We start from the raw sequence: 25,978 nt of genomic DNA, 5'->3' as shown, positions 1-25,978 counted from the left end.
CGCCGGTCCGCGCGCCCGCACCCCGTCGTACGCCCGCGCACCGGCCCCGGACCCCAGGGAGCCGCATGTCCGCCACGTCTGCCGTGTCCGCCGCAACCCAGAACTCCGCCACATCTCAGCGCTCCGTCAGCTCCCCCGACGGCGTACCGCCCCTGCGCGGCAGGATCGGATGCGATGCGCGCAGCGGCCACTACGCCGTGCCGCACCGCTACCGCCTGCACCTGACGCCGTCGTGTCCGTACTGTCTGAGCATCGCCATCACCCACAGCCTGCTGGAACTCGGCGACACCCTCCCGGTGACGCTGCTGCCCGCGGTCCCCGACGCTCCGGACGGCGGATACGCCGCGCTGCGCCCGTTGTACGAGGCCAGCTCGCACCAGCACCCCGGACCGGCCGCGGCGCCGGTGCTCAGCGACGGATGGACGGGGCGGATCGTCAGCACGCACACCCCCGACATCCTGCGGGACCTGGCCGAACGGTTCGGCGCCCAGGGGCCCGTGCTCCATCCGCCCGAGGCCCGCAGCGGCATCGAGGCGATCGGGCGGCTCTGCGCGCGGGACGTCAACGAGGCCGCACAGCGCGCCGGCCGGGTCGGCGTCGGCAGCCCGGCCTACGGGGTCGCGCTGGCGACGCTCCTGCGGGCGCTGGACTCGCTGGAGCAGCTGCTGGCCGACCGGGAGTACGTACTGGGTGATGAACTCACCGCCGCGGACGTCCAGTTGTGGGTGACGCTGGTGCAGCTCGACACCGTGCACCGCTGGCATCTGGACGCCGCCGCGGTACACCGCATCGCCGGCCACCGCCGGCTGTGGTCGTATGCGCGCCGGCTGGCGGCCCTGCCCGCCTTCGGCTCCCACCTCGACCTGGACGGTATCGCCCGCCGGCATCACGCGCGCTGCCAGGGGCGGGAGGCCGCCGGTGCGGCGGTGCAGATCCTGGACTGGACGGCGGCGCATACCCCCGGGCGGGGGGCGCCCTGCTCCCGCTGACGGCCTCGGGCGCGTACGGCTGTCGGCGGGTAATGGCGCGATAATGGCTGTTCGATAGAATGATGCCATGCATTCGTCGCAGCAACCGCCGCAGCCGTCCGTCCACCGCGTCGTCGTGCTGGCCCTCGACGGTGTGTACCCGTTCGAGCTGGGCATAGCGAACCGCGTCTTCGGCGAGGCGAGGCACCTGTACGAGGTGGTCACCTGCACCGTCGACGGCCTGCCGGTGCGGACCGGTGCGGACTTCTCGGTCACCCCCGACCACGGGCCCGAGGCCCTGGAGAGCGCCGACACGGTCGTCGTCCCGCCCTATGACCACAGCCTGCTCTCCGACCGGCTCACGCCGGCCATGGCCGCCGCAATGGCCCGCATCCGCCCCGGTACCCGGCTGGTGTCGATCTGCACGGGCGCGTTCCTGTTCGGGGCGGCGGGCCTGCTCGACGGGCGCACCGCCACCACCCACTGGGTCCTCGCGGACACCTTCCGCCGGCTCTTCCCGCACGTCACCCTCGACCCCGACGTGCTGTTCATCGACGACGGGGACATCCTCACCTCGGCCGGAGCCGTCTCGGGGGTGGACCTCTGCCTCCACCTCGTCCGCAAGGACCACGGCAGCGAGCTCGCCAACCACATCGCGCGCCGCTGTGTCATACCCCCCTGGCGGGACGGCGGTCAGGCCCAGTACATCGAGCAGCCGATGCCCGAGCCGGGCGCGACCGGCACCGCCGCCACCCGCGAGTGGGCCCTGGAGCGTCTCGACCGGCCCCTCACCCTCGCCGACCTCGCGGCGCACGCCGAGATGAGCCCCCGTACCTTCGCCCGCCGCTTCACCGAGGAGGCCGGCACCAGCCCGGGCCGCTGGGTGATCCAGCAGCGCGTCCATCAGGCCCGCCGGCTGCTGGAGACCACCGACCTGTCCGTCGAGCGGATCGCCCACGAAGTCGGCTTCGGCGGCGCGATCTCGCTCCGTCAGCATCTGCACTCGGTGATCGGCGTCTCCCCGCTGGCCTACCGGCGGGCGTTCCAGGCGACCAGTGACGTATGAGCGGCACGTGAGCGCGGCGCGGACGTGGCACGATCTCCGCATGGCACGATCCCATCGAATGCTGACCATCTTGCCATTGTCGCCTGACGCGGAGGCCGCGAGTCTGGGGGTATGACCGACTCGACGGCGCACCGCGCCACATCTCCCACCATGCGTGCCATCAGCCAAGACGCCCACGGCGCCCCCGAGGTCCTCACCGAGGTCGAGCTTGTGCGACCCACCCCGGACGTCGGCGAGGTCCTCATCGCCGTCCACGCGGCCGGCGTCAACCCCACCGACTGGAAGCACCGCGCGGGCGGCCTGTTCCTGGGGTCGCCGCCGTTCGTCCTCGGCTGGGACGTCTCCGGCGTCGTCGAGGCCGTGGGTCTCGGTGTCACCCTCTTCAAGCCGGGTGACGAGGTCTTCGGCATGCTGCCCTACCCCTACGGTGTCGGCTCGCACGCCGAATACGTCACCGGCCCCGCGCGGGCCTTCGTCCGCAAGCCGTCCGCCATCGGCCACATCGAGGCGGGCGCCATCCCGCTCGCCGCCCTCACGGCCCATCAGGCGCTGGTCGACCTCGCGGACGTCCGGCCCGGGCAGCGGGTGCTGATCCATGCGGCCGCCGGCGGCGTCGGCCACCTCGCGGTACAGATCGCCAAGGCCCGAGGCGCCCATGTCATCGGGACCGCCAGCGCCGCCAAGCACGACCTGCTGCGGGAGCTGGGCGCGGACGAGCTCATCGACTACCGCACCACCGACTTCGCCGAGGTCGTCGGCGAGGTCGACGTGGTCCTGGACACCCTCGCCGGCGACATCCGCAGCCGCTCCCTCGACGTGCTGCGCCCGGGCGGCATCGTCGTCTCCATCGTGGCCCCCGCCACCGAGGAGGAGACCAAGAAGGCGGCCGAGTTGGGAGTCCGGTTGGAGATGATGATCGTCGAGGCCGACCAGGCGGGCATGCGGGCGGTCGCCGACCTCGTCGAGGCCGGCACGCTGCGCGTCCACGTCGACGCGGCACTGCCGCTCTCGGAAGCCGCCAAGGCGCATGCGCTGGGCGAGACGAACCGCACCACCGGCAAGCTCGTCCTCACCGTGCGGTGATCCCCCGCCGCACCGGCTGACGCTCCGTGAGCCCGGCCTCCCACCGCCCCGACACCAGGTGGAGAACACGACATTCGCGGGGTGGGTGATGGTGGTGTGATTCGCCCGGAATGGCCGAATTCTCGGGTGGTCGGGCTCTCGGAGCACGTGCAGGATGCAGATGCGGAAGGCGGGCGCGGACTCGGTGCGCGGCCGTGTCATCGACAGGGGGAATGTTCCATGCATCAGGTCCGTAGCACGATCAGGAAGACGGTGGCGGCGGTCGCCGCGCTCGCCGGCGGCGCGCTGTTGACGCTCGGTGTGAGTGTGCCCGCCGCGCACGCGGCCGGCGCGGCGGGGGAGTACCAGGGATGCCCGTCCGGGTATGTGTGCCTCTACCCGAACGCGGGGTGGAACGGCGGCCACCCCACCTACAAGTGGTACACCTACGGTGCCCACAACATCAGCAACCAGTTCGGCGTCAAGAGGCTCTTCAACAACCAGACCGGCGGCGCCATCGCCCGTAACTGCACCGGCTCCCACGGCACCGGCTGCCAGGGCGTCCAACGCGCCGGTACGTACGCCGACTACGACTACACCCCGTACAACTCCGTTCGGCTCGCGGCCCACTGACCTCCCCGTCCGCGGGGTCGCCGCCACCCTCGCCGGGCCGGTGCCATCGGGCCACCTGCCGCCCCGGCTCCGCCGGCGAGGGCGCGGGCCGGTGGTGCCCTAGCGCACGCGGAACGAGGTCAGGACCTGCCGGGCGTGCGCCGACCAACGGGCCGCGTCCGCAGGGGAGGTGAGCCTGGAGAGGTGTGTCTCCATCGCACCGACCGTTTTGGCCGCCTCCTCGTCGTCGCCCTCGGACGCCAGCCAGGACGCCAGCGCCAGATGGGCCTTGGCCCAGTCCTCCAGGTGCCCGGTCCGGCCGCGTTCGAGCACGAGCGTACGGCCGTGCTCGACGGCGAGACGGAATCCCCGATCCGCGGCGCCGCTTCTGCCGCAGCGCATCGACGCGACCCCCATCAGCAGCGCCGTCTGCACGCACGCCTCGTGCGCCGCGTCCTGCGGATACCGGTCCGCCAGCCACACGAGGCTCCCGCACATGCCCTCCAGGATTCCGGAGATCTGCTCGGGCGCGGTGGCCCACGCCGTCCCCGACTGCAGATCCGCGCGGCGCCGCTCGAAGGTCGCCAGCAGCCGGGGGACGGCCCTGCGCTTGACCGACCTGACCTCCACGATGTCGGCGAACCACGCTTCCAGGCCACCCAGCAGGACGGACCGGGCGTCCCCACTCTGCGCGACCGCGTCCGCCATGGGGCCGTTGGGCGCGACCCGCTGCCACCGGGACGCGGCCTGCTCGGCCAACTGCTGACGGATCGCCTGCATCGTCCGGGCGGCGCCGTCGAGGTCGCCGGACCTCTGCAGGGCGAAGGCCAGGGCGCCCCGCAGCCGTGTCGCCTCCTCGACGAGGTCGGCGCGCCCGGCCGAGATCACCCGCTGATAGGCGTCCAGCCCCTGGTGGGCGCAGGCCACCGCCTGCGCGGTGTAGCCGAGCCTGAGCAGGGTGTTGGCCTGGCGCTGACGGGCGTCGGCGAGGTCGGCATGCGCCGCCTCACCGCGCTCCACCAGGGACTCCACGGCCGAGGTCGCGGCGTCGAGAACCGCCAGCGAGTCCTCGTGGCGGCCCGCGTCGCCGAGAGCGGCGCTGAGCGTCTGCAGGCACAGCACCCGTGTGCGTTCCTCCTGCGGCGCGGCCGGGGTGCCCAGCAGGTCGAGGGCGGTCCGCGCCTCCCGGCAGGCCGCTTCCAGATCGCCCGTCCTGCGATGCAGTACGGCCCGCCCTCGATGAACCAGCACCTCGACGGTACGGGTGTACGGGTCGCCGTCAGCCCGCCCGGGCGCCGACTCCACGAGGCGCAGGGCCGCGTCGAACTCCCGGGCGGCGTCGGCCGCTTCGCCCGCCTCCAGGAGCGCGACGGCGAGCTTCTGGTGCGCACCGGCCCGTTCGGCGACCCAGCCGCGCCTGCCGTCCGTGTCGCCGAGCCGCCCCCACATCTCGACGGCGCGCCGGGCGAGCGCGACGGCGCTGCCGGGGTCCTCCAGATCGCGTACGAGGGTCGACTCGTGGTCGTGGACCTGGGCGAGGTAGCGGACGTACTCCAGGCGGCCGTCGCGCAGCACGCTCTGCTCCAGCGCCGAGCGGGCCGACCGGTACGCGGCCAGTGCCTCCTGCGGCCGACTGGAGTGTTCGTGGCCCAGAGCGGTCAGCAGCAGCGCGTGGCCCAGGTCCCCGGCGATGTCGTGGCGGCCGTGCACCTCCACCAGCGGCCGGTACAGCTCGACCGCCGCCTGGGCGAACGGTGCCGCCTCCCGCGGGCTGCCGGCGACGATCGCCCGGTTGAGGAGATTCCGCCCGCGGACCGCGTCGATGTCGGAGCGGCCGGGCGCGGCTCCGGCCTGGAGCAGCGCGTCGGCCTGCTCCCACAGGGCGTCGGCGTCGGCGCCGAGGCCCAGCTGCTCCAGGGCCGCCGCCCGCCCCGACAGGGCCGTGGCCACCCCCTCGTCGTCACCCGCGATGCGCAGCTCGGCGAGGGCCTGCTCATGCAGCCCGGCCCGCTCGCCCGGGTCCTCGACGGCGTTCGCCTTCGTGTTGAGCGTCATGCCCCGGACCCGCGCGGCTTCGACGGGGTCCGTGATGGCCGCCGCCGAGTCCAGGACGCGCTCGCAGACGGCCAGCGACTCGTCGGCGGCGCCCGACAGGCGCAGCACGATCGCCAGGGAGTGCAGCACCGCGAGCCGCAGCGCACCGCCGTCCGCCGAGTCGAGGGTCTCCAGCGTCCGCACGCTGCTCCGGTAGTCGCCCACGGCTCCCGGCAGGTCGCCCAGGCTGTGCCGGACCCGGCCCGATTCGGCGAGGGCCAGCGCGTGCAGATGGCGGACCGGCGGGGCGGGCGCGTCCACGGTGCCAAGGACGCGCCCGGCCTCGGTGAGCGCACGTAGATCCGCCAGGCCCTGGGCGGCGCGGCTGCCGTGTCCGCCCGGCCAGAACCGCACGGCGTCCGCGGGGTCCAAACCAGCCGCCTGGTAGGCCGATCCGAGCAGCTCGCGCGGATCGCGCCACGAGGCACCGCCCGGCATCCGCCGCACATACGCCCCTTGGGCGGGAACCCGCGGCCGGGAGGGCGGCGCGGCGCTCTCCAGCGTGATTCCGCACTCCTGTGCCGCGGTCCGCACCAGGCTGTCCGCCGCCTCCCGCAGCGACCGGGGACGCTCGTCCGGGTCCAGCCGGAAGCAGGAGCGCAGCAGGTCCGCCACCCCTTCCGGGATCGGGACGGGCCCCCGCGCCCCGTCCGCACTGCCCAGATACGCCTCCAGTGCGGCCCCGGCGACGGTCCCCGACGGCCAGGTGCGCCCGCCGGTGAACATCTCCAGCACCGTCGCGGCCCAGCTCCACAGGTCGGCGGACGGGCCCAGCGGCCGCCCCTCCGCCTGTTCGGGGGACACATAGCCCTGGGTGCCGCCCTCGGACACGGCACGCAGCGACGAGGGCTCGTCCGCCCGGGCGTCCTGCAACGCCTGCAGCACCACGGACTTGACCAGCTCGCGGGCCGCGTCGTCCATGGCTCCCGGCTCGCCGGAGATGAAGTCCGCCACCCGCTCCCGGTCGACGATCTCCTGGGTGTCGCGCGCGGGGCCGGTCGCCAGGCCGAAGTCGGTGATCCGCGCGGTGGCCCGCCCGGTGAGCAGGACGTTCGCCGGCTTGGTGTCGAGATGCAGCAGACCGTGGGTGTGCGCGGCGTCGAGGCCGTACGCGGCCTCGACGGCGACCCGGAGCACGGTGTGCAGGGCCTCGCGCGGGCCGCGGGCGTAGAGCCGGCCGTCGGCGATCCAGTCCGCGAGCGAGCCCTGCTCGGCGTACTCGCTGAACACCGCCATCTCGTCGGCGACGGTGCGGGTGAAGTGGCAGGGGGTGATGTGTGGGTGGGGCGGTAAACCGATCCAGCGCTGCGCCTCGGCGAGAAGGCGTCCCTGCTCCGCCGGGTCGTCGTGGCGGACGCGCTTGACGGCGTACCGTGCGCCGCTGCGCCGGCTCACCGCCAGCACGACCTCGCCGTACCCGCCGCGGCCCAGGATCCGCTCGATGACGAACTCCCCCAGGACGGTCCGGCCCACCTGCCAGGCCGCACCGCTCGGTTCGTGGCCGCCCCGGCCCGAGGGGCCGGAACGCGAGGTGGGTGCGGACATGGGGAATCCTCCAGTTCTCCGACCGGGCGGCCGGTGTCACACGGACTCGAGTGCCGCGCGGAAGTCGGCGGCGGTGGGGAAGTGGATCCGCGGATCGTCGACCAGCGCCGCGTCCACCACGCGGGCCAGCCGCGACGGCACCCCGCGCACCCGCTCCGGCAGCGGTACCGGGGCGGTGTTCCACACGGTCAGCCACGGGTCGCGGCCCGCCGCGAACTCCCGTGGGGCCTGGCCGCTCAGCGCGAAGTACAGCGACGCCGCGGCCGCCCACACATCCACATCGGGCCTGGCGTACTTGAAGTTGACCACCTGCTGCCGCGGCATGAACGCGGGCGTACCGGCCGATGCGCCGGTGTGCGTCACGCCGCTCACCCCGGCGAGTTCGTAGGACTTCGCCAGGCCGAAGTCGGCGATCTTGACCAGGGGCGCCGCGGCCGAGCCCGTCAGCAGGAGGTTCTGCGGCTTGATGTCGCGGTGGACGACGCCCCGGACCGCCACCCGCCCGCCCGCAGCGTCCACGGCGTCCAGCGGCGCCGAGTGCGCGTACCGCAGACCGTCGAGCACATCGAGGAACAGGGCGACGGCCCGCTCCGCGTCCAGTGGTCCCGCACGCCGCACCAGCTCGGCCAGGCTGCCGAGTTCGCACCGCTCCATGACGAGGAAGTACCGACCGTCGGCGTACCCGCAGGCGTGTGCGCGCACGATGTGCGGGTGTACGAGGGCCTCGGCGGTCCGCAGTTCGCGCAGCACACCGGCGTCCGCGCCCGGCCCTTGCGAGGACGGGCCGGCGAGCGGCCGGAAGAACTTCACGGCGCACCGTTCGCCGGTGGCCCGGTCGAGCGCCGAGTGCACCGTCCCCGCCCCGCCGCTGCCCAGCGGCTCACCGAGCGTCCATCGCTCCACCGTGAGCGGCGCAGCTGTCCGGTCCATCGGTGCTCCCCCGTTCCGCACCCGGTCGGGGGCAACGGCGCCGCCCCCGCTGACTCGTAGCGTAGAGGCCGCCCCGGTCCGGGCGGGCCGGTTCCCGGACAAAGCCCGCCCAGGGGTGGAACACTGGCAGCGCTCGCCGCGGGGGTCAGGGAGGAGAACAGGATGGCTCAGGAGCGCTCGACGGATCCGTTCAGCATTTTCCTCAACACCACGAGCCGGCCACAGGTGCACATGGGGGCCGCGCAGAGCTCCGAGCCCCTGCCGCCCGTCGCCATGGCGGTGCTCACCGCGCTGCGTGACCGGCCGCGGACGCAGGTGGACGCACTGCGCCTGGCCACCGGGCTCACCACGCTCCGCATCGCCGAGGTCGTGTCGATGCTGCTGCGCCTGGAGCTGATCTCGGTACACGGGGACGGTGCCGACGACGAGGTGGAGCTGACGGCGCGGGGCCGGGAGCTGCTCGCGGCGCGCTGAGCGGCCGCACCCAGGCACGGCACATTCGGGTTCACAACGATCGGCGGAGGAGGGGCATCCGGTGCTGGAGTTCGTCGCGGCGGGCGGGTTGGGCGCGCTCGTGGGGGCCGCGGAGCTGGGATCGCGCTACCGCGACCGGCCGTCGGCCCTGCTGGGCGTGGCGAGCGCCTGGCTCTACGTCCTGCTGAACGCCGCGGCGAGCGCCGGGTGCCTGTGGCTGGTCCATGTCTTCGACTGGAAGTTCGGCTCCACCTCCCCCGAGCAGACGGCCGCACTGCAGGTCCTGGTCGCCGGACTCACCGCGCTCGCCCTGTTCCGCAGCGCACTGTTCACGGTCCGCATCGGCGACCAGGAGGTCGGAGTGGGCCCGAACCTCATCCTCGTGGTGCTGCTGGGCGTGGCCGACCGGGGCGTGGACCGGATGCGGGCCAAGGACCGCTCCCAGCAGGTCACCCGGATCATGCGCGGAGTGCAGTTCACCAAGGCCCGGATCGCGCTGCCCGCCTTCTGTCTGGCGCTGCTGCAGAACCTGCCCGACCAGGAGCAGCAGGATCTGGGCGTCGCCGTGGAAGCACTGGCCGGCAGCGAGATGACGGACACTCAGAAGTCCTACGCTCTCGGCCTGTTGCTGATCAATGTCGTCGGTCCCGATGTGCTGCAGAGCGCCGTCACGGCGCTGGACCGGGAGATCAGAAGCGCTCCGGTGCCCGCTGCCCAGCTCCGTTGACATCCGGCGGACCGATGGCGAAAGCGGAGCCGAAAGGGGTCGGCTTCGCCAGCGCGCCCATCGGCCTACCGCCGGTCGAGGAACGTCTCGACGGTCCGGACGAAGTGCTGCGGGTCGTCCAGCCAGGGGTAGTGGCCGGCTCCCGGCTGGACGACCAGCTCGCCCCGGGGGAACAGTCGCGCGATATCGGCGGCGACGCGGGGGAGCGGGCCGCTGTCCAGTTCACCCGCGAGGACCAGGACCCGCGCGTCCCACTCGGCGAGGGCGGCCCGCGCCGCGGCCGGTTCGAACGCGCCGGCGCCCGCGTACCGCTCCCCGGCCTCGTCGTTGCACTGGGCCACCTCGGAAGCCGCGTGCGCCTGCGCGGCCGCGTCCCAACGGCCGTAGAAGAACGGGCCGATGGCGTCCCAGTCGGCGTCGCTCGTCGAGCCGGCCCAGACGGCTTCGTAGGCGGCGTACGCGGCCGGGAACCAGGGCTCCGCGGCGCGCAGGGCGGCCGCCTCGCGCCGGTGCTCCTCGGTGAAGTCGACGCCGAGGGCACGAGCCCGGGCGGTGACCAGAGTCAGGGTGCGGATCCGCTCCGGGTACCGAGCCGCGTACAGCAGGGCGAGATCGCCACCCGCGGAGTGCGTGAGCAGGTCGACACGGTCCAGGCCGAGGCACTCGCGGAGGGCCTCGACATCGTCGACCTGCCGGTCGCAGCGGTAGGTGGCCGGGTCGGCGGGGATCTGGGAGTCTCCGGTGCCGCGCAGATCGGGCAGGACCAGCCAGCGCCGCTTGGACAGTCCGCCGAGATCGCCGAGGTAGGCGGAGGCGCGCATCGGGCCGCCGGGCAGGCAGAGCAGCGGCTCGCCCTCACCGACCTCGTGGTAGGCGAGTTCGGTGCCGTCGACAGCGGTGAGAGTGGGCATGGCGCCATCCTCATCGCCGTACCAGGCCCCGACAAGCGAATCGGCGCGCCGCCCGCCGGGTTCGGCACGGCTCCCTTCGTCACCCCAACGCAGGAACTCCAGGCAAATGGGGAGGTCGCACGCGAGTCCGGCACGGTGCCCTGCTTAACATCACCGGCATCCCCGGGATATGCAGCCGGGCACCTCGCCACGAACAAGGTCTTTCCGTCAGGAGGCGGCATGAGTGCGGAATCGGGCTCGGCGCAGACACTCGTCATCCAGCCGACCGGAGGCACGGGGCAGCACGCCGGCCGCCGTGACACCTTCGCCCAGCCGCTGACGGCCCGGCTCCTCGACAGCGGCTCCCGCAGGCCGGTGCCCCATGCCGAGGTGACGTTCGCCTGGGTGTCCACGAGCGAGCAGGCCCTCTTCGAGGGGGACCGGCAGACCATCACGGTACGGACGGACGACGACGGCTATGCGCGGACGTCGCCGCTCGTGGCCGGCGATTCCGACGGCGTCGCGCTCTTCACCGTCACCGCCGCCGGTGCGGCCCCCGAGCAGGTCGAGGTCACGGTCGACCTGTGACGACCCCCGCCGGCCCCGGGTGCGGGCCGGAGGGGGTGTGGCGGCCGATGCGGGCTCAGTGCCGCTTGACGACGCGCTGGATGTTGTTCTTGCTCCCCTGCGCGGCACCGTCGACGAAATTGCTGCTGGTGGTGGACCCGTTGGTGCTGGTGACGTTGCCGCTGTCGTTCGGATTTCCGCGGTTGTGGAAGTTTCCGCCGTGCAGGGTGTTTCCGCTGTGCACCGGTCCGTTCAGACAGGCGCGGGAGTCCCTGGCGGGTGCGTGGTAGTTGATGTTGCCGAGCCGGTTGTTGCACGCCACACCCTGAGGCGCACCCGTAAGGGAGACGAGGTCGGCGCCCACCGCGGCGTCCAGCAGATCCGGAATGGGCTGGGCCCGGACGATTCCCGCGCTCAGCAGAACGAGGCCGCAGGCCCCGGCGATACTTCCCACCCGCACAACGCTTCTCACGATGCTCCTTGCCGTTCTCTCTTGTGATGCCGGAGGTATCGTCCTGCCGCCGACAGCCCGTCACGTCGGCAACCCGCTGGAGTCGAAACGCCCGTCGGGCACAATCAGCCGGGTGGCGCAATGGAAAGCCGCTGCCGTCCCGTCGCGCGCACGGCCACCTCTTCGTAATTCACTCCTACGGCCCCCTGTGCACGCGCCATGGCCCGCCGGGGAGCGGCCATTATGGCGGGGAGGGTTTTCCGCGGCGGAGTTCCTGAGGGTGGAAGGGGCGTAGGTGACGGAGGTAAAGGAGGCCGAACGGGCGGCACCGGAAAAGGACCGGTCGAAGCCGGGCCGGGTCGTGCTGGGGTGGCTCACGACGACCGATCACAAGGTCATCGGCAACCTCTATATGGTCACCGCATTCGGATTCTTCCTCTTGGCCGGAACGCTGGCCATGCTGATGCGGGCCGAACTCGCCGCCCCGGGACTCCAGCTGGTCTCCCACGAGCAGTACAACCAGCTGTTCACCATTCACGGCACGATCATGATGCTGCTCTTCGCCACCCCCATGTTCGCGGGCTTCGCCAACGCGGTGATGCCGCTTCAGATCGGTTCACCGGACGTCGCCTTCCCGCGGCTGAACGCCTTTACCTACTGGCTCTTTCTGCTCGGCGGCCTCATGGTGGTGTCGGGCTTCATCGTTCCCGGTGGGGCCGCGTCATTCGGCTGGTTCGCCTACGCGCCCCTGAACGGCCCGGTGTTCTCGCCCGGGCCGGGCGGCGATCTGTGGATCATGGGGCTCGTCGTGGCCGGTCTGAGCACGATCCTGGGCGCGGTGAACTTCATCGCCACGATCGTGTGCCTGCGCGCCCCCGGCATGACGATGTTCCGAATGCCGATCTTCAGCTGGAACGTGCTGTTCACTTCCATCCTGGCGCTGCTGGCGTTCCCGGTGCTGGCGGCCACCCTCCTGGTGCTGGAGGCGGACCGGAAGTTCGGCGCGCATGTCTTCGACGCCGCGAACGGGGGCGCCATCCTGTGGCAGCACCTGTTCTGGTTCTTCGGCCACCCGGAGGTCTATATCGTCGCGCTGCCGTTCTTCGGCGTGATCTCCGAGATCATCCCGGTGTTCAGCCGCAAGCCGATCTTCGGGTATGTCGGGATGGTCGGCGCCACGATCGCCATCACCATGCTGTCCGCCTCGGTGTGGGCCCATCACATGTTCGCGACCGGGGCGGTGCTGCTGCCGTTCTTCGCCGTACTGTCCTTCCTGATCGCGGTGCCGACCGGTGTGAAGTTCTTCAACTGGATCGGCACCATGTGGCACGGGAGCCTGTCGTTCGAGACCCCGATGCTGTGGAGCATCGGATTCCTTGTCTCCTTTCTGCTCGGTGGGCTCAGCGGTGTGCTGATCGCGTCCCCGCCGCTGGACTTCCAGGTCACCGACAGCTACTTCATCGTGGCGCATCTGCATTACGTGCTGTTCGGCACGGTCGTCTTCGCGATGTTCGGCGGATTCTATTTCTGGTGGCCCAAATGGACCGGGAAGATGCTGGACGAGCGGCTCGGGAAGATCCACTTCTGGATGCTGTTCCTCGGCTTTCAGGGCACGTTCCTGGTGCAGCACTGGCTGGGCGAGATGGGGATGCCCCGCCGCTACGCGGACTACCTGGCCGCCGACGGCTTCACCCTCCTGAACTCGATCTCCTCGGCCGGCTCCTTCCTGCTCGGCGCTTCCACACTGCCGTTCCTGTACAACGTCTGGCACACCGCCCGCTACGCACCGCAGGTCCGTGTGGACGACCCCTGGGGCTTCGGCAGATCGCTGGAGTGGGCGACCTCCTGCCCGCCGCCCCGTCACAACTTCCATACGATGCCGCGGGTCCGCTCCGATTCGCCGGCCTTCGATCTGCACCACCCGGAAGTCGGCGAGCACGTGCCCGTTCCCGCCGCTGGTCACCGGCCCTCGGCCGACCGGGAATCCCCTCGTCCCCCCGACACCCCGGCCGAGTGAGCGACGATGAAGATCGAAACGTGTCTCTTCGCCGGCGTCACCTTGTTCTTCTTCGTGACGGCGATCGGCTATACCTGGTGGTCGGACGCCGAACCGGCCGGCTCGACCGCGCTCACGGTGTCCTTCCTCATGAGTGCCCTGGTGTTCCTCTTCCTCTACGTGCAGCAGCGCAAGCACGGCTCCCGCCCCGAGGACCACAAGGACGCCGAAATCCAGCAGCGGTCCGGCCCGGTGGACTTCTTCCCGCCGCGCAGCATCTGCCCCGTGATGACCGCCGTCGGATACACCGTGGCCGCGCTGGGCGTGGTCTACGGGGTGTGGCTGTTCCTGATCGGCCTGGGTCTTCTGGCCGGCGGCGTCTTCGGTTTCATCTTCGAATACGGCGACCGCGAACCCTGACGCTCCTTCAGAACCTGCTCGACCTGCCGCCTTTACGGGAACCGCGAAGCCCGACGCTACGAGCCGTCGGCTCCCGGCCCGCCGGGGACCGCCGCGGCCTGCTGCTTCTGCTGCCGTACGGGCGGCAGGGCGACCTGGTCGCGGTAGTACCAGCGGCTCAGCGCGAGGCGCAGCCGTTGCCGCCGGGGAAGGGTTTCGGCGACTTCCGCGGGTGGCGCCTCCAGGGCCCGCGGTGCCTGCCGTGCGAGGGCCGAGTAGCGCTGCGCGGCGGGCAGCGGCCGGTGCTCCTCGTAGAGGCCGCCGTAGACGGACTGGTGCACCTGCCCGGTCTCCTCGCCCTCGGCCAGTCGCTCCCGATCGCGGTGCTGCAGTGCCAGACACAGCCACTTGGTCACCAGAAACCCGAGCAGCGGAACGACCACCACCGCCGCGCGCAGCACCCATGTCAGGGCATTGATCGACAGGCCGAACACGAAGGCGATGACGTCGTTCCCGCCGGCCAGTTGGAGCACCGCGTAGAAGCAGATCGCGGCGACCCCGAGAGCGGTACGGGTGTGCTGCTCGCGGGGGCGGTCGCACACATGCAGTTCACCGCGGTCGGCGGTCACCCACCGCTCGAAGAAGGGGTAGGCGTACAGCACACCGAAGAGCACGCCGGGCAGAGCCACCGCGGGGATGAAGACGTTCCACATGACGGTGTGCCCCCACAGGTTGGTCTCCCAGGGAGGCATCAACCGCAGCGCGCCTTCGAGGAATCCCACGTACCAGTCGGGCTGTGCGTTGGTGGACACCTGGTCCGCCTGGAAGGGGCCGTAGTCCCAGACCGGGTTGATCTGGCCGACCGCCCCGAGGACGGCGAAGACTGCCGACAGGATGAGGAGGAGTCCGGTGGACTTCGTGAGCCACAGCGGGAACATGGGCTGGCCGATCACATTCGTGTTGGTTCTCCCCGGACCGCGCCACTGTGTGTGTTTGAGATACACCACGAGAATGAGATGGACCGTCACGAGCCCGATGAGGAGGCCGGGTACGAGGAGAATGTGAAGGGTGTACAGGCGCGGAATGATGTCGTTGCCGGGGAACTCGCCGCCGAAGGAGAAGAAGGAGAGATAGGTTCCTACGACGGGAATGGAGCCGATGATGGTGTCCGCGGTACGCAGGCCGGTGCCGGAGAGCAGATCGTCCGGCAGGGAATATCCGCAGAATCCCTCCAGCAGGGCCAGGAGAAAGAGCGTCACGCCGATCAGCCAGTTGCCCTCGCGGGGCCGGCGGAAGGCGCCGGTGAAGAAGATCCGCAGCATATGCACGCCGATGCTGGCCAGGAACGTGAGGGCCGCCCAGTGGTGCACCTGGCGGAGGAGCAGTCCGCCGCGCACGTCGAAGCTGATGTGGAGGGTGGAGGCGTACGCCTGGGTCATCCGCGTGCCGTGCAAGGGGCGGTAGGAGCCGTGGTAGGTGATCTCGGCCATGCTCGGGTCGAAGAAGAACGCCAGGAAGACGCCGGTGAGCACCAGCACCAAAAGGCTGTAGAGCGCCAGCTCGCCGAGCAGAAAGGCCCAGTGGTCCGGAAACGCCTTGCGCAGGAGTTTCCCCGCCGATGCCGCCGGCAGCCGCTCGTCGAGGCGGCGGAAGCCTTTCTCAGCCGCGCCTTGCAGCCTGCGCCCGAGCCGTTCCGTGCGCTTCCGGAAAACCATGCACCGCGCTCCTCACGCGTCGACTGGCCGCTACGTGTTCCCTTCCACCGGATGGTGCTAGTCCGTAATGTACTGAGAATTGCACGGGGAGCACGGCAGGACCGACCGCCAGTCGTCGGCAGGCGGATCGTTCCTCATCAGTGCGTTCCTCCCCTTCGGGTGGTCGGTCTGCCGCGGGGGGCTGCTCCGCCTCGTCATCCTGGCAAGACCGCCGGCCGCCGGCCGCCCCGTACGCCGGTAGCGGACGGGGCGGGAGGCGGACGGAGCGGGACGGGCGAACGCCGGTGCCTGCGACGCGGCTCAGCCGAGCCCGGGGATCTGGGAGATCAGCAGGTCGATGAGTTTGATGCCGACGAACGGGGCGATCAGGCCGCCGAGTCCGTAGCGGGTGAGGTTGCGGCGCAGCAGGTCGTGAGCGGAGGCGGGGGTGTAGCGGACGCCGCGCAGGGCGAGGGGGATCAGGGCGACGATGATGAGCGCGTTGAAGATGATCGCGGAGGTGATGGCGGAGGTCGGGCTGTGCAGGCCCATGATGTTCAGGGCCGACAGGCCCGGGTAGGCGCCGGCGAACATCGCGGGGATGATCGCGAAGTACTTGGCGACGTCGTTGGTGATCGAGAACGTGGTCAGCGCACCGCGGGTGATCAGCAGCTGCTTGCCGATCTCGACGATCTCGATGAGCTTGGTCGGGTTGGAGTCCAGGTCCACCATGTTCCCGGCCTCCTTGGCGGCCGAGGTCCCGGTGTTCATGGCCACACCGACGTCCGCCTGGGCCAGCGCGGGCGCGTCGTTGGTACCGTCGCCGGTCATCGCGACCAGCTTGCCGCCCTCCTGTTCCTGGGCGATCAGGGCGAGCTTGTCCTCGGGGGTGGCCTCGGCGAGGTAGTCGTCGACGCCCGCCTCCTGGGCGATGGCCCTGGCCGTGAGCGGGTTGTCACCCGTGATCATGACCGTCCGGATGCCCATCCGGCGCAGCTCGGCGAAGCGTTCGCGGATGCCGTCCTTGACGATGTCCTTGAGGTGGATGACGCCGAGCACCCGTGCCCCGTACCGGTCGTGCACCGCGACCACCAGCGGAGTGCCGCCGGACGCCGCGATCGCGTCGGTGAACATCCGTGCCTCGGACGGCACTTGGCCGCCGAGACCGGTCACCCACTCGACGACCTGAGCCGCCGCGCCCTTGCGGATCCGGCAACCGGACCCGTCGGCCCAGCGCAGATCGACGCCGCTCATCCGGGTCTGCGCACTGAAGTCGACGTACGCGGCGTGTTGCAGCTCCCCCTCGGCGGGCGCCCGCAGCTCGTACCTCTCCTTCGCGAGGACGACGACGGAGCGGCCCTCGGGCGTCTCGTCGGCGAGCGAGGAGAGCTGGGCCGTGTCCGCGAGCCGGAGTTCGTCGATGCCGGGCAGCGGGACGAAGGCGACCGCCTCGCGGTTGCCGAGGGTGATGGTGCCGGTCTTGTCGAGCAGGAGGGTGTTGATGTCGCCGGCGGCCTCGACCGCGCGGCCTGACATGGCCAGGACGTTGCGCTGGACGAGCCGGTCCATACCGGCGATGCCGATCGCGGTGAGCAGCGCACCGATCGTCGTCGGGATCAGGGTGACGAGCAGTGCGACGAGCACCGCGGTCTGCTGGGCGGCGCCGGCGTAGGAGGCCATCGGCTGCACCGTGACGACGACGAGGACGAAGACGATGGTGAGCGCGGCGAGCAGGATGTGCAGCGCGATCTCGTTCGGGGTGCGCTGCCGGGTCGCGCCCTCGACCAGGGCGATCATCCGGTCCAGGAAGGACTGCCCGGGGCGGGAGGTGACGCGGACGACCAGCCGGTCGGACAGCACGGTGGTGCCGCCGGTGACGCCGGAACGGTCGCCTCCGGACTCGCGGATGACCGGGGCCGATTCGCCGGTGACCGCCGATTCGTCGACCGCGGCCACACCGTCGACCACCTCGCCGTCCGCCGGGATCACCTCGCCCGCCTCGACCACTACGAAGTCGAAGGGTTGGAGGTCGGCGGCGGCGACCGGTTCGGTCACGGCGCCCCGCAGGTCGATGCCGACCCGCCAGTTGTCCCGCAGCCGCCGGGCGGAGATGTCCGTACGCGCCTTGCGCAGCGACGCGGCCTGCGCCCTGCCGCGGCCCTCGGCGACCGCCTCGGCGAGATGCGCGAAGAGGACGGTCAGCCAGAGCCAGCCGCTGATGACCCAGGTGAAGACGGACGGGTTGATCAGCGCGGAGAGTGTGGTCAGGCCGGAGCCGCAGGCCACCACGAACAGGACGGGGTTGGTGGCCAGCGCCCGCGGGTGCATCTTGCGCAGCGCCTCGGGCAGGGCCGTCAGCAGCACCTTGGGGTCGAAGAGTCCACCCGGCTGCCGCCGTCGCCGCCGGCGGCCGCCCCGCGCCGGGGCGCCGTGCGGGGGGAGGGAGGCCGTCCCGTCGGCCGAGGAGGTCGGCGTGGTCGGGGCGTGGGGTGGGGCGGGAGCCATGGGAAGACTTTCTGGGAGCGCGGCCTCCTGCCTGGGCGGGCGGCCGGACGGCCGGGGGACGGTGGCCGAGGACGGCGGGCCGGTGGGCGGAGCGAGGCCGCTTCGCGCATCCGTCGGCCGAGATCGAACCTAGGGTGACGCCGGGCGCCACAAGCCCTGCCCCGTAGGGAATTTGCGGCTCTCTTACGGCCCGGCGCGAAAGACCCGGCCCGGCCTGACGCGACCTTGACGCCCGGTCGCTTCCCCGGCCCGTCCTGCGCGGGTGCTGCCACGACGTTCGCCACGCGGGAGGCGGCGTGCGGTGCTCGGCCGTTCTCCACTTCGCGCGCGGTATCGTCGAAATCGACCGCCGACCGTGTGGGGTGCCGTCAGCACGCCGTCTGGCCGGGCGAGGACCCTGTGAGGAGGCCCCCGTGGCGGAACTGCGCCGACTGGTCGTCCTGCGACATGCCAAGTCCGCCTGGCCGCCGGACGTGGAGGACCAGGAGCGGCCGCTGGCGAAGCGCGGACGGCGCGACGCCCCCGCCGCGGGCCGCTGGCTGCGGGCCGCCGACTGCGTCCCGGACCTGGTCGTCTGCTCCACCGCCGAACGCACCCGGCAGACCTGGGAACTGGCCACCGCCCAGTTCGACACGTCGCCCACGGTCCGTCACGACCCCCGGCTCTACGGCGCGACCGCCGACGAGCTGCTCGCCGTCGTCCGCGAAACCCCGGACAGCGTGCGCACCTTGCTGCTGGTCGGCCACAGTCCCGGAGTCCAGGACCTGGTCCTGCTGCTCGCCGCGGAGGCGCTCGGCGACGCCCTCGAACGAACCCGGGAGAAGTTCCCGACCTGCGCGATCGCCGTCCTCACCCAGCAGGGCGCCTGGCCGGCGGCCGCGCCGAGCACGGCGCTGCTCACAGATGTGGCGGTGGCGCGCGGGTCGCGCTGATGCCGATCAGGCCACCGTCGTACCGCCCTGGCGGCGCACCATCTCGGTGATCCAGACGGGCGCGAACGGAGAGGTGCAGCCCGGGGAGGTCGGGTAGTCCTTGAGCACCTCCAGGCGCTCACCGATGTCGATCGCACGGGCGCGGTGCTCGGCGTGCTCGATCCCGATCTGGGCCAGGCAGTGGTTCATCGCCCACTGCAGGCGATCCGGGGCGTCCTTCAGCTCCGCCTCGATGACGTCGAGCAGGCCCGTGAGGTCGAGGCCCGCGGGCTTCTTCGCCACGCGCTCGGCGGTCAGCGCCCAGCCGGCACCGGCGACCACGGGATCCGGATCGGCGGACCAGGCCCGGCGCAGCCCTTCGGCGTGCGGGTTCTTCTTCACCACGTAGTTCACGAGCCAGTCGTGCACCTTGGGTGTGCGCGCCTCGCGCACCATGGCGTCCAACTCGTCACGCTCGAACGCCTTCGGGCGGCAGATCAGGAGCGCCAGCAGTCGCGCCGCGCTGTCGTCCGTGGCCCAGAGCCGGCGCGCGAGTTCCGCTTGCGTCTTCAGCCGCTTCGCGAGCGCGCGCAGCTTGCCGAGGTTCACACCGTGATCGTCACCGTGCCTCTCGTTCACCTTGCTTACCTTGGGATCCTCCAGCGCGGCCAGCTCGGCCATCACCTCGGCGACCGTCGCCTGGGTCTGCGTCGTCTCGGCCACCTCGGCCTCCCGTCCCTCACGTGCGGAGATTCAGCCTATGACGGAACCCGGCCGGCTACCGTGCAGGCCGGTTCGGCTGCCATGACCGCTTCGGACGACTTCTTGGAGGCGCAGGTCTCAGAGGCGCACGATGACGAGGGCGATGTCGTCGCGTGCGCCGGCGCTGACGCCGAGGCGGGCCAGCAGGGCGTCGGCGAGGCGTTCCGGGCTGAGTCTGCTGCAGGGGGCGAGGGCGTCGGTGAGGCGGGCCAGGCTGGCGTCGATGTCCTCGTCGCGGCGTTCGATGAGCCCGTCGGTGTAGAGGACGAGGGAGTCGCCGGGGGTGTAGGACAGCTGGGCCTGGGGGCGGAGTACGAGTTCGGGGCGGGCGCCCAGAGGCGGGTCGGTGGCCCCGTCGAGGATGTCGTGGCTGCCGTCGGGGTGCAGCAGGACGGGCGGCGGGTGACCGGCGCTGCTGTAGACGATCCGGTGGTCGGCGGTGTCGACCAGCGCCTGGACCGCGGTCGTGGCCAGGGCGTTCTCGATGGAGCGGGCGTACAGGCCCAGCACCGTCAGCGCCCGTGCGGGATCGTGCACGGAGCGGGCGGCGGCGCTGAGGGCGCTGCGGAGCATGCCCATGACGGCGGCGGCCTCCAGGCCGTGCCCGACGACATCGCCGACCGCGACGGCGAATCCGTTCTCCGGGAGGTCGATGATGTCGTACCAGTCGCCGCAGACGTTCAGTGAGCCGATGGCGGGGAGGTAGCGCACCGCGATGTCGTGGTGCCGGGCGAGGTCCGGGGAGTGGAGCATGGCCTCCTGCAGGGTGAGGGCGACCTGGCGTTCGCGGGCGTGCGCCCGGCGGAGTTCCTCGTTGAGCCGTTGCAGCTCGCGCGCCCGGACGTACAGCTCGGCTTCCATCGCCTCCTCGCGTTCGCTCAACTGACCACCGGGCATCTGCCGGGCCCGGCGGGAGTGGACGAACGCGGTCACGTCCTCCACCCGGTGGATGATCCACGCCACCGTGCCGTCCGGCCCCAGGACCGGGGTGTTGATCGTCGACCACCACCGCTCCTCGAACACCCCCGGCCGGTCGCGGACGGCGATGTCGTACCGCTGGACGGCCATGGGGTCCGGCTCCCGGGAGACCAGCACCTGGCGCAGCGAGTCGGTCAGCTCCTGTACGCCCGCGGCCTCGGGGTCGGCGGGGTTGTCCGGGAAGGCGTCGAAGACGTACTGCCCGATCAGCTCGTCCCGGGTGCGGTCGGTCGCCCGGAGGTACGCCCGGTTGACGTCCACGATCATCAGCTCCGGATCGAGGACGAGGCATGCGCTCGGTGTCGCGGCGAACAGCGCCGCGTGATCGAGATCCGGTCTCCTCACGCGCGCCCGCCTGTCTTCCCGCAGCCCACGGACCCGCTCACCCGACCAATCTATGAGGCGCCGGGTACCCGCGCTCGCCGGGACGGCCGTGGCCGGCGCCCTTTCGGCCGGCGCGACCGGCCGACCGGGCCGCGCCGCGGGGCGCCTCAGGGCGAGCCGTCTCCCCAGCCCTGTTCCAGCAGGGTGAACACCTCGTGCAGGGCGCGCCGGGGGTCGTCGTGCCCGCGGACCAGGCGCGGGCTCTCCATGACGAAGTGGGCCAGCGCCGCGGCGCCGATATCGCCTTCGGGGGCCCCGGTCGCCTCGGCGATGGCGGCGGCCAGGGCGGTCTCGTGCCGCAGCCACATGCGGTCGACGTACTCCTGGAGTGCGGGGGTCGCGTTCACCAGCCGGATGAAGGCGGCCGCGTCCGGGGCGCCGTCGGCGAGGGACAGGCGGGTGCGCGCCACATGGTCGCGCAGGGCGTGCAGGACGGGTCGGCCCGGGGCCCGGTCGCGTACGGCGGCGACCAGGGCGGCCTCATGGTCCTCGTCCTGGTCGAAGACGAGCGCCTCCTTGCCGGGGAAGTGCTTGAACAGGGTGGTCACCGACACGTCCGCCGCTTCCGCCACGTCCCGGACGCCGACGTTGTCGTAACCGTGCTCCAGGAAGAGTCGCAGGGCGGCGTCCGCCAGGGCCTGGCGCGTTCGGGCCTTCTTGCGCTCGCGGCGCCCCGTCGTCTCGGTCATGCCGCCCACCCTACCCGGCACGGTTGACCTGATGCGAAAGTTTAGCCGTTACACCGGCGACTGCGCTGCGGGTCGCGGGAAGCCCGCGGCGGCTTCATACGGGCCGCTCGTACACGGAGACGTGGTAGCTGCTGGTGTCCTTCAGGCGTGCGCCGGACCACCCGCCGGCGCGGTGCCGCAGCCGCAGTCCGGCGGCCGCGGCCATCAGGTCCAGTTCGCCGGGGGAGGCGTAGCGGAAGGTGATCCGCACATGGCGCAGCCGGTCGTCGTCGAGGACCACGTAGTCGGAGACATAGCGCTGCTGGGCCGGGTGCACGGTGCGGGTGCGCAGCACGAAGTCCAGGCCGGAGGTGTCCACGGGCCGCGTCCCGGACGGCACCGTCGCCAGGGCCTCCGGCAGATGGGCGTCCAGGACGAAGAGGCCGCCCGGCCGCAGGCGTCGTGCGGCGTTGGCGAAGCAGGCGAGCTGGCCGGCCTGTGTGGTCAGTTCGCCGAACGTTCCGTTGGCGACGTAGACGATGGCGTATCCGCCGGACTCGTCCGCGGTGGGCGGGGCGGCGAAGTCGCCGATGGTCACCGGGATATCGCGGCCACCGGGCTCGGCGCGCAGCTGCGCGACCAGCTGCGGGGAGCTGTCGACGCCGTGTACGGCCAGGCCGTGCCGGGCGAGGGGCAGGGCGACACGGCCGGCGCCGATGCCGAGTTCGAGCAGGGGGCCGGGCGGGGCTTCCGCGGCGAGCGAGACCAGGAAGCCGACGGTGGCGTCCGTGGCGCCGGCCGCCGCGAACCAGTCGTCGTACCGGTCGGCGATATGCCGGGCGTACGCGGCCTCGGGCGGCACGTCCTGGGGGAGTGCTGGTGGCATGGTGTCCTCCGGTACGAAGGGGCGGTGGTCGGCGCGGACGGCGGCCGGGTGCGGGGCGGTGGTGGAGGAACGCGGCTTCGGCCGACACCACACCTCGTCCGAGCGAGCCCAAAGGCGTTCCCCGTACCCGGAGTTGGCGCGTGCCCGAGGCGCGGCACCGCACCGGAGTGCTCGATCTCCTCGTGCCCCATTCCGGACCTCACTTTGGGCGTGTGCGGCCCGTGACGGATTGTTCGGCGGGTCGCCGGCGGTCAGCCCACCAGTTACCCCGGCGCCGGTCGGCCATGTGGTCTGCCGGGCCGCGCAACCGGAATCCGGTCACCGGCGAGGGGCCGGCATCCGCGTGGTGCGTCACGCTGCGGAGGTGTACCGGGAATTGCCGGTGGGCGAGGTCGGCGGAGTTCCTTGCCGAGACGGTGCGGCGTATGTGCGATATCCGATCGGTGCCGGGCATCGTCAATTGCGCCACGGCCGACCCGGCGCACGGCACGGATACTTGTCCGGTTCCCTCGCGTGCCGGGCGGGGTGTGCGCTTATCCGTGCGCCCCGTGCGCTCTTTGTGCTCTCCGTGCCACCGGCGGATTTTCCGGATTCATTGCCATGGTCGCCGGCGGCGATCACAATGCAACGCTGTGATGTCCCCTTTTTCCGCTGTTTCCGCTCCTTCTGCCGCACCGCGGACCACCGCGGGAACGGGTGAAGCGGACGGCGACGTCCATGTCATTTCGTTCCCCAAGTGCGGCCGGACCTGGCTGCGTGTCCTGATGGCCAAGGCGATTTCCGAGGCCCGCGGGCTGCCGATGGAAATCTGCCGCGATCTGGAACTCACGGAATTCAGCGCGGTCGATTCCGCCGTTCCGCGCATCGTCTTCCGGCACGACGACCGGGTCGGCCGGCGGACCCCGGAACAGCTGTCCTGGGACAAGAGCTTCTACCGCGACCGGAAGGTCGTCCTCGTCCTCCGCGATGTCCGGGACACCGTCGTCTCCTGCTACTTCCAGCGGTCCCGCCGGAAGGACAATCCCTACTCCGGCGGGCTCGGCACGTTCCTGACCGAGCCGGAGGGCAGCGTGCGAACCTGCCTGACGTTCTGGAACATCTGGCACGCCCGCCAGGACGTGCCGGCGGCGTTCCTGCGCACCTCGTACGAGCGGCTGGCCGCCGACACCGCCGGCGAGCTCGCCCGCGTGCTGCGCTTCTGCGGGCTGCCGCCGGCCGGCGCGGAGGCGCTGCGCACGGCGGCGGACTTCGGGGACTTCGCCTCCCCGCGCACCATGGAACGCGCCGACGCGCCGGGCGCGGAGCGGCTGCGGCCGGCGGTGCCCGGCGACCCGGAGTCCTTCAGAACCCGCCACGGCGTCGTCGGGGGCTTTCGCGACCACCTCACCCGCGAGCAGACCGGCCATGTGAACGGTCTGGTGCGTCGCCGTCTGGTCCTGCCGTGGCAGGAGGCCGCCCTGGCGGCGGACCACTGGCGTGCGCCTCGTGCGCGCTGACGACCCACACCCCGTCGGAGGGTGGCCGCCCGCCCGCGCCCGGACGTGACATCGACAATGGCCGGTTTCCCGGTGTGAGCGGGGGTGCCGATACGGCTTGGCTGGAGGGGTCCGTATGCAGGCCGCACAAGGGGGACGGGTGTACGACTACATCATCGTGGGTGCAGGCTCGGCCGGGTGCGTGCTGGCGTCCCGGCTCACCGAGGACCGGGACGTCCGGGTGCTGCTCGTCGAGGCCGGGCCGGTGGACGACGCGCCGGAGATCCATGTTCCCGCCGCCTTCAACAAGTTGTTCCGCACGAAGTACGACTGGAGTTATCTCGGCGAGCGCGAACCGGGGCTGGGCGGCCGCCGCACCTTCCTGCCCCGGGGCCGGATGCTCGGCGGTTCGTCGTCGATGAACGCGATGATCTACATCCGCGGCCACCGGCACGACTACGACGGCTGGGGCGCCGCCGGCGCCGAGGAGTGGGGCTGGGACGACGTCCTGCCGTACTTCCTGCGCGCCGAGGACTTCCAGGGGCGCAGATCGCCCTGGCACGGGACCGGGGGACCGCTCACGGTCAGCGAGGGCCGCTCCCGGCATCCCTTGATGGCCGCCTACGTGGCCGCCGCCCAGGAGGCCGGCCACCCGTACACCGCCGACTTCAACGGCCCCGAACAGGACGGCGTCGGCTACTACCACCTCACCCAGCGCGAGGGTATGCGCTGCAGCACCGCGGACGCCTATCTGCGACCCGCCCTGACCCGGCCCAACTTGGAGGTGCTCACCGGCGCGACCTGCACGCGGGTGCTGTTCGACGGCGACCGGGCCGGCGGTGTCGAGCTGGACCGTGGCGGCGAGCAACTGCAGTTGCGCGCCGGACGGGAGGTGGTGCTCTGCGCCGGTGCGTACAACTCCCCACAGCTGCTGATGCTGTCCGGCATCGGCGTGGCCGACGAACTGGCGGCGCACGGCATCACACCTCGGGTGGACCTCCCGGTGGGGGAGAACCTCCAGGACCACCCGCACGTCGGCCTCTCGTACCTGACCGACACCGAGACCCTGCTGACCGCCGCGTCACCGGACAACGTCCGCCTCCTGGAGGCCGAACGCCGCGGCCCGCTCACCTCCAACGTCGGCGAGGCCGGGGGATTCCACCGGACCCGTGAAGAACTCGACGCCCCCGACATCCAGGTGCACGCCGCTCCGGTGATGTTCCACGACGAGGGCCTCGGCCCGGTCTTCGACCACGCCTTCATGTTCGGCGCGGTCCTGCTCACCCCCACCAGCCGGGGCAAGGTCTCGCTGCGGTCGGCGCTGCCCAGCGCCCAACCGCACATTCTGCACAACTACCTGGCCACCGAGGACGATCGCGCGACGATGGTACGGGCCGTGCGGATGCTGTTGGACATCGCCGACCAGCCGAGCCTGCGCAAGCACCGCAGGGCCGACTTCCGGGTCCCCGAGTCGCTGACCGACGACGGGCTGCTGGACTTCGCGCGGCGCGAGCTGCAGACCCTGTACCACCCGGCGGGCACCTGCGCCATCGGTCCGGTCGTCGACAGCCGGCTCCGGGTGCACGGTGTGCGCGGACTGCGGGTGGTGGACGCCTCCGTGATGCCGACCGTCGTACGGGGCAACACCAATGCCCCCACCATCATGATCGCCGAGAAGGCGGCGGACATGCTGCGCGACCTCCCGGCTCCGGCCTGACCTTCCCGGCGCCGAAGAGGCTTCTCCGTGTGCACAAGCCGCCTCGGAGTGGCCCGTTACCGGCCAGCCGGACCAATCCGAACAAGGCCTGCCCAAGGGCCGCCCCGCCAGGGATTACGGGCCAGCCCTTGGTAAGCAGTTCAATTAGTCGCGCTATCGCCCGACGTTATCGCCCGGCGTCGTGAGTTACTTCACAGTACAAATCCCTCTGTTAGGG

The 25,978-nt window shown here is 71.6% G+C and carries 22 protein-coding genes; 12 read left to right on the top strand and 10 right to left on the bottom strand.

The window, feature by feature from the left end:
• Positions 1-65: 65 nt before the first annotated feature.
• The 4 genes from WAB15_RS05145 to WAB15_RS05130 all read left to right on the top strand — a co-directional run bounded on the left by WAB15_RS05145 (position 66) and on the right by WAB15_RS05130 (position 3,729).
• Positions 66-989 (top strand): glutathione S-transferase C-terminal domain-containing protein, encoded by a 924-nt coding sequence (locus tag WAB15_RS05145; protein WP_399144562.1) that lies wholly within the window; start codon positions 66-68, stop codon positions 987-989.
• Positions 990-1,056: 67 nt separating this feature from the next.
• Positions 1,057-2,034, top strand: a complete 978-nt coding sequence (locus WAB15_RS05140) for a GlxA family transcriptional regulator (protein WP_407285481.1) — start codon at positions 1,057-1,059, stop codon at positions 2,032-2,034.
• Between the two features lie 111 nt (positions 2,035-2,145).
• Positions 2,146-3,117, top strand: a complete 972-nt coding sequence (locus WAB15_RS05135; RefSeq protein WP_407285480.1) for an NADP-dependent oxidoreductase — start codon at positions 2,146-2,148, stop codon at positions 3,115-3,117.
• 219 nt (positions 3,118-3,336) lie between these two features.
• Positions 3,337-3,729, top strand: coding sequence for a hypothetical protein (locus WAB15_RS05130; protein ID WP_407285479.1), 393 nt, complete (start codon positions 3,337-3,339; stop codon positions 3,727-3,729).
• Between the two features lie 99 nt (positions 3,730-3,828).
• Here the strand turns inward: WAB15_RS05130 and WAB15_RS05125 are convergent, their stop codons facing one another.
• Together WAB15_RS05125 and WAB15_RS05120 are read right to left on the bottom strand one after the other, a co-directional pair.
• A complete protein-coding gene (locus tag WAB15_RS05125) occupies positions 3,829-7,347 on the bottom strand; it encodes a protein kinase domain-containing protein (protein WP_407285478.1) in 3,519 nt (1,172 codons plus the stop codon).
• A 36-nt stretch (positions 7,348-7,383) separates the two neighbouring features.
• Positions 7,384-8,277 (bottom strand): serine/threonine-protein kinase, encoded by an 894-nt coding sequence (locus tag WAB15_RS05120; protein WP_407285477.1) that lies wholly within the window; start codon positions 8,275-8,277, stop codon positions 7,384-7,386.
• A gap of 162 nt (positions 8,278-8,439) precedes the next feature.
• On the opposite strand from WAB15_RS05120, the gene WAB15_RS05115 reads away from it, so the two are divergent.
• Both WAB15_RS05115 and WAB15_RS05110 read left to right on the top strand, forming a co-directional pair.
• On the top strand, positions 8,440-8,751 hold the full coding sequence (locus tag WAB15_RS05115) for a hypothetical protein (RefSeq protein WP_399144569.1): 312 nt from the start codon (positions 8,440-8,442) through the stop codon (positions 8,749-8,751).
• Between the two features lie 61 nt (positions 8,752-8,812).
• Positions 8,813-9,478 carry a hypothetical protein gene (locus WAB15_RS05110; protein ID WP_407285476.1) on the top strand — a complete coding sequence of 222 codons (666 nt, stop codon included), beginning with the start codon at positions 8,813-8,815 and terminating at the stop codon, positions 9,476-9,478.
• Between the two features lie 65 nt (positions 9,479-9,543).
• Here WAB15_RS05110 and WAB15_RS05105 read toward each other — a convergent pair whose 3' ends face one another.
• Positions 9,544-10,389 carry an alpha/beta fold hydrolase gene (locus WAB15_RS05105; RefSeq protein WP_407285475.1) on the bottom strand — a complete coding sequence of 282 codons (846 nt, stop codon included), beginning with the start codon at positions 10,387-10,389 and terminating at the stop codon, positions 9,544-9,546.
• Between the two features lie 219 nt (positions 10,390-10,608).
• Here WAB15_RS05105 and WAB15_RS05100 point away from each other — a divergent pair, with 219 nt between their 5' ends.
• The gene (locus tag WAB15_RS05100; protein WP_399144573.1) at positions 10,609-10,956 is read left to right on the top strand and encodes an Ig domain-containing protein; all 348 of its coding nucleotides are present in this window, start codon (positions 10,609-10,611) and stop codon (positions 10,954-10,956) included.
• 55 nt (positions 10,957-11,011) lie between these two features.
• Here WAB15_RS05100 and WAB15_RS05095 read toward each other — a convergent pair whose 3' ends face one another.
• Entirely contained in the window at positions 11,012-11,407 is a 396-nt protein-coding gene (locus WAB15_RS05095) for a hypothetical protein (RefSeq protein ID WP_407285474.1), read from the bottom strand.
• Between the two features lie 391 nt (positions 11,408-11,798).
• Between WAB15_RS05095 and WAB15_RS05090 the strand changes: the two genes are divergently transcribed.
• Both WAB15_RS05090 and WAB15_RS05085 read left to right on the top strand, forming a co-directional pair.
• The gene (locus WAB15_RS05090) at positions 11,799-13,403 is read left to right on the top strand and encodes a cbb3-type cytochrome c oxidase subunit I (RefSeq protein ID WP_399145046.1); all 1,605 of its coding nucleotides are present in this window, start codon (positions 11,799-11,801) and stop codon (positions 13,401-13,403) included.
• 6 nt (positions 13,404-13,409) lie between these two features.
• Entirely contained in the window at positions 13,410-13,802 is a 393-nt protein-coding gene (locus tag WAB15_RS05085; protein WP_399144575.1) for a cytochrome c oxidase subunit 4, read from the top strand.
• A gap of 56 nt (positions 13,803-13,858) precedes the next feature.
• Here the strand turns inward: WAB15_RS05085 and WAB15_RS05080 are convergent, their stop codons facing one another.
• Complete coding sequence (locus tag WAB15_RS05080) at positions 13,859-15,496, bottom strand: cytochrome bc complex cytochrome b subunit (RefSeq protein WP_407285473.1); 1,638 nt, start codon at positions 15,494-15,496, stop codon at positions 13,859-13,861.
• Between the two features lie 300 nt (positions 15,497-15,796).
• Complete coding sequence (gene kdpB, locus WAB15_RS05075; RefSeq protein ID WP_407285472.1) at positions 15,797-17,980, bottom strand: potassium-transporting ATPase subunit KdpB; 2,184 nt, start codon at positions 17,978-17,980, stop codon at positions 15,797-15,799.
• 422 nt (positions 17,981-18,402) lie between these two features.
• Here kdpB and WAB15_RS05070 point away from each other — a divergent pair, with 422 nt between their 5' ends.
• Positions 18,403-18,912, top strand: coding sequence for a SixA phosphatase family protein (locus WAB15_RS05070; protein WP_407289167.1), 510 nt, complete (start codon positions 18,403-18,405; stop codon positions 18,910-18,912).
• A gap of 6 nt (positions 18,913-18,918) precedes the next feature.
• Here the strand turns inward: WAB15_RS05070 and WAB15_RS05065 are convergent, their stop codons facing one another.
• The 4 genes from WAB15_RS05065 to WAB15_RS05050 all read right to left on the bottom strand — a co-directional run bounded on the left by WAB15_RS05065 (position 18,919) and on the right by WAB15_RS05050 (position 22,569).
• Positions 18,919-19,572, bottom strand: a complete 654-nt coding sequence (locus WAB15_RS05065) for a DNA alkylation repair protein (protein WP_407289166.1) — start codon at positions 19,570-19,572, stop codon at positions 18,919-18,921.
• Between the two features lie 159 nt (positions 19,573-19,731).
• Complete coding sequence (locus WAB15_RS05060; RefSeq protein ID WP_407285471.1) at positions 19,732-20,976, bottom strand: PP2C family protein-serine/threonine phosphatase; 1,245 nt, start codon at positions 20,974-20,976, stop codon at positions 19,732-19,734.
• 146 nt (positions 20,977-21,122) lie between these two features.
• Complete coding sequence (locus tag WAB15_RS05055) at positions 21,123-21,704, bottom strand: TetR/AcrR family transcriptional regulator (RefSeq protein ID WP_399144579.1); 582 nt, start codon at positions 21,702-21,704, stop codon at positions 21,123-21,125.
• 94 nt (positions 21,705-21,798) lie between these two features.
• Entirely contained in the window at positions 21,799-22,569 is a 771-nt protein-coding gene (locus WAB15_RS05050; protein ID WP_407285470.1) for a class I SAM-dependent DNA methyltransferase, read from the bottom strand.
• Positions 22,570-22,853: 284 nt separating this feature from the next.
• Between WAB15_RS05050 and WAB15_RS05045 the strand changes: the two genes are divergently transcribed.
• Positions 22,854-24,065 carry a sulfotransferase domain-containing protein gene (locus WAB15_RS05045; RefSeq protein ID WP_407285469.1) on the top strand — a complete coding sequence of 404 codons (1,212 nt, stop codon included), beginning with the start codon at positions 22,854-22,856 and terminating at the stop codon, positions 24,063-24,065.
• Between the two features lie 115 nt (positions 24,066-24,180).
• Positions 24,181-25,761, top strand: coding sequence for a GMC family oxidoreductase (locus WAB15_RS05040; RefSeq protein WP_407285468.1), 1,581 nt, complete (start codon positions 24,181-24,183; stop codon positions 25,759-25,761).
• The last annotated feature ends 217 nt before the right edge of the window (positions 25,762-25,978 follow it).

It is taken from the genome of Streptomyces sirii (assembly GCF_045690365.1).
Classification (GTDB): domain Bacteria; phylum Actinomycetota; class Actinomycetes; order Streptomycetales; family Streptomycetaceae; genus Streptomyces; species Streptomyces sirii.
This window is presented reverse-complemented; position numbering and strand designations above follow the sequence as displayed.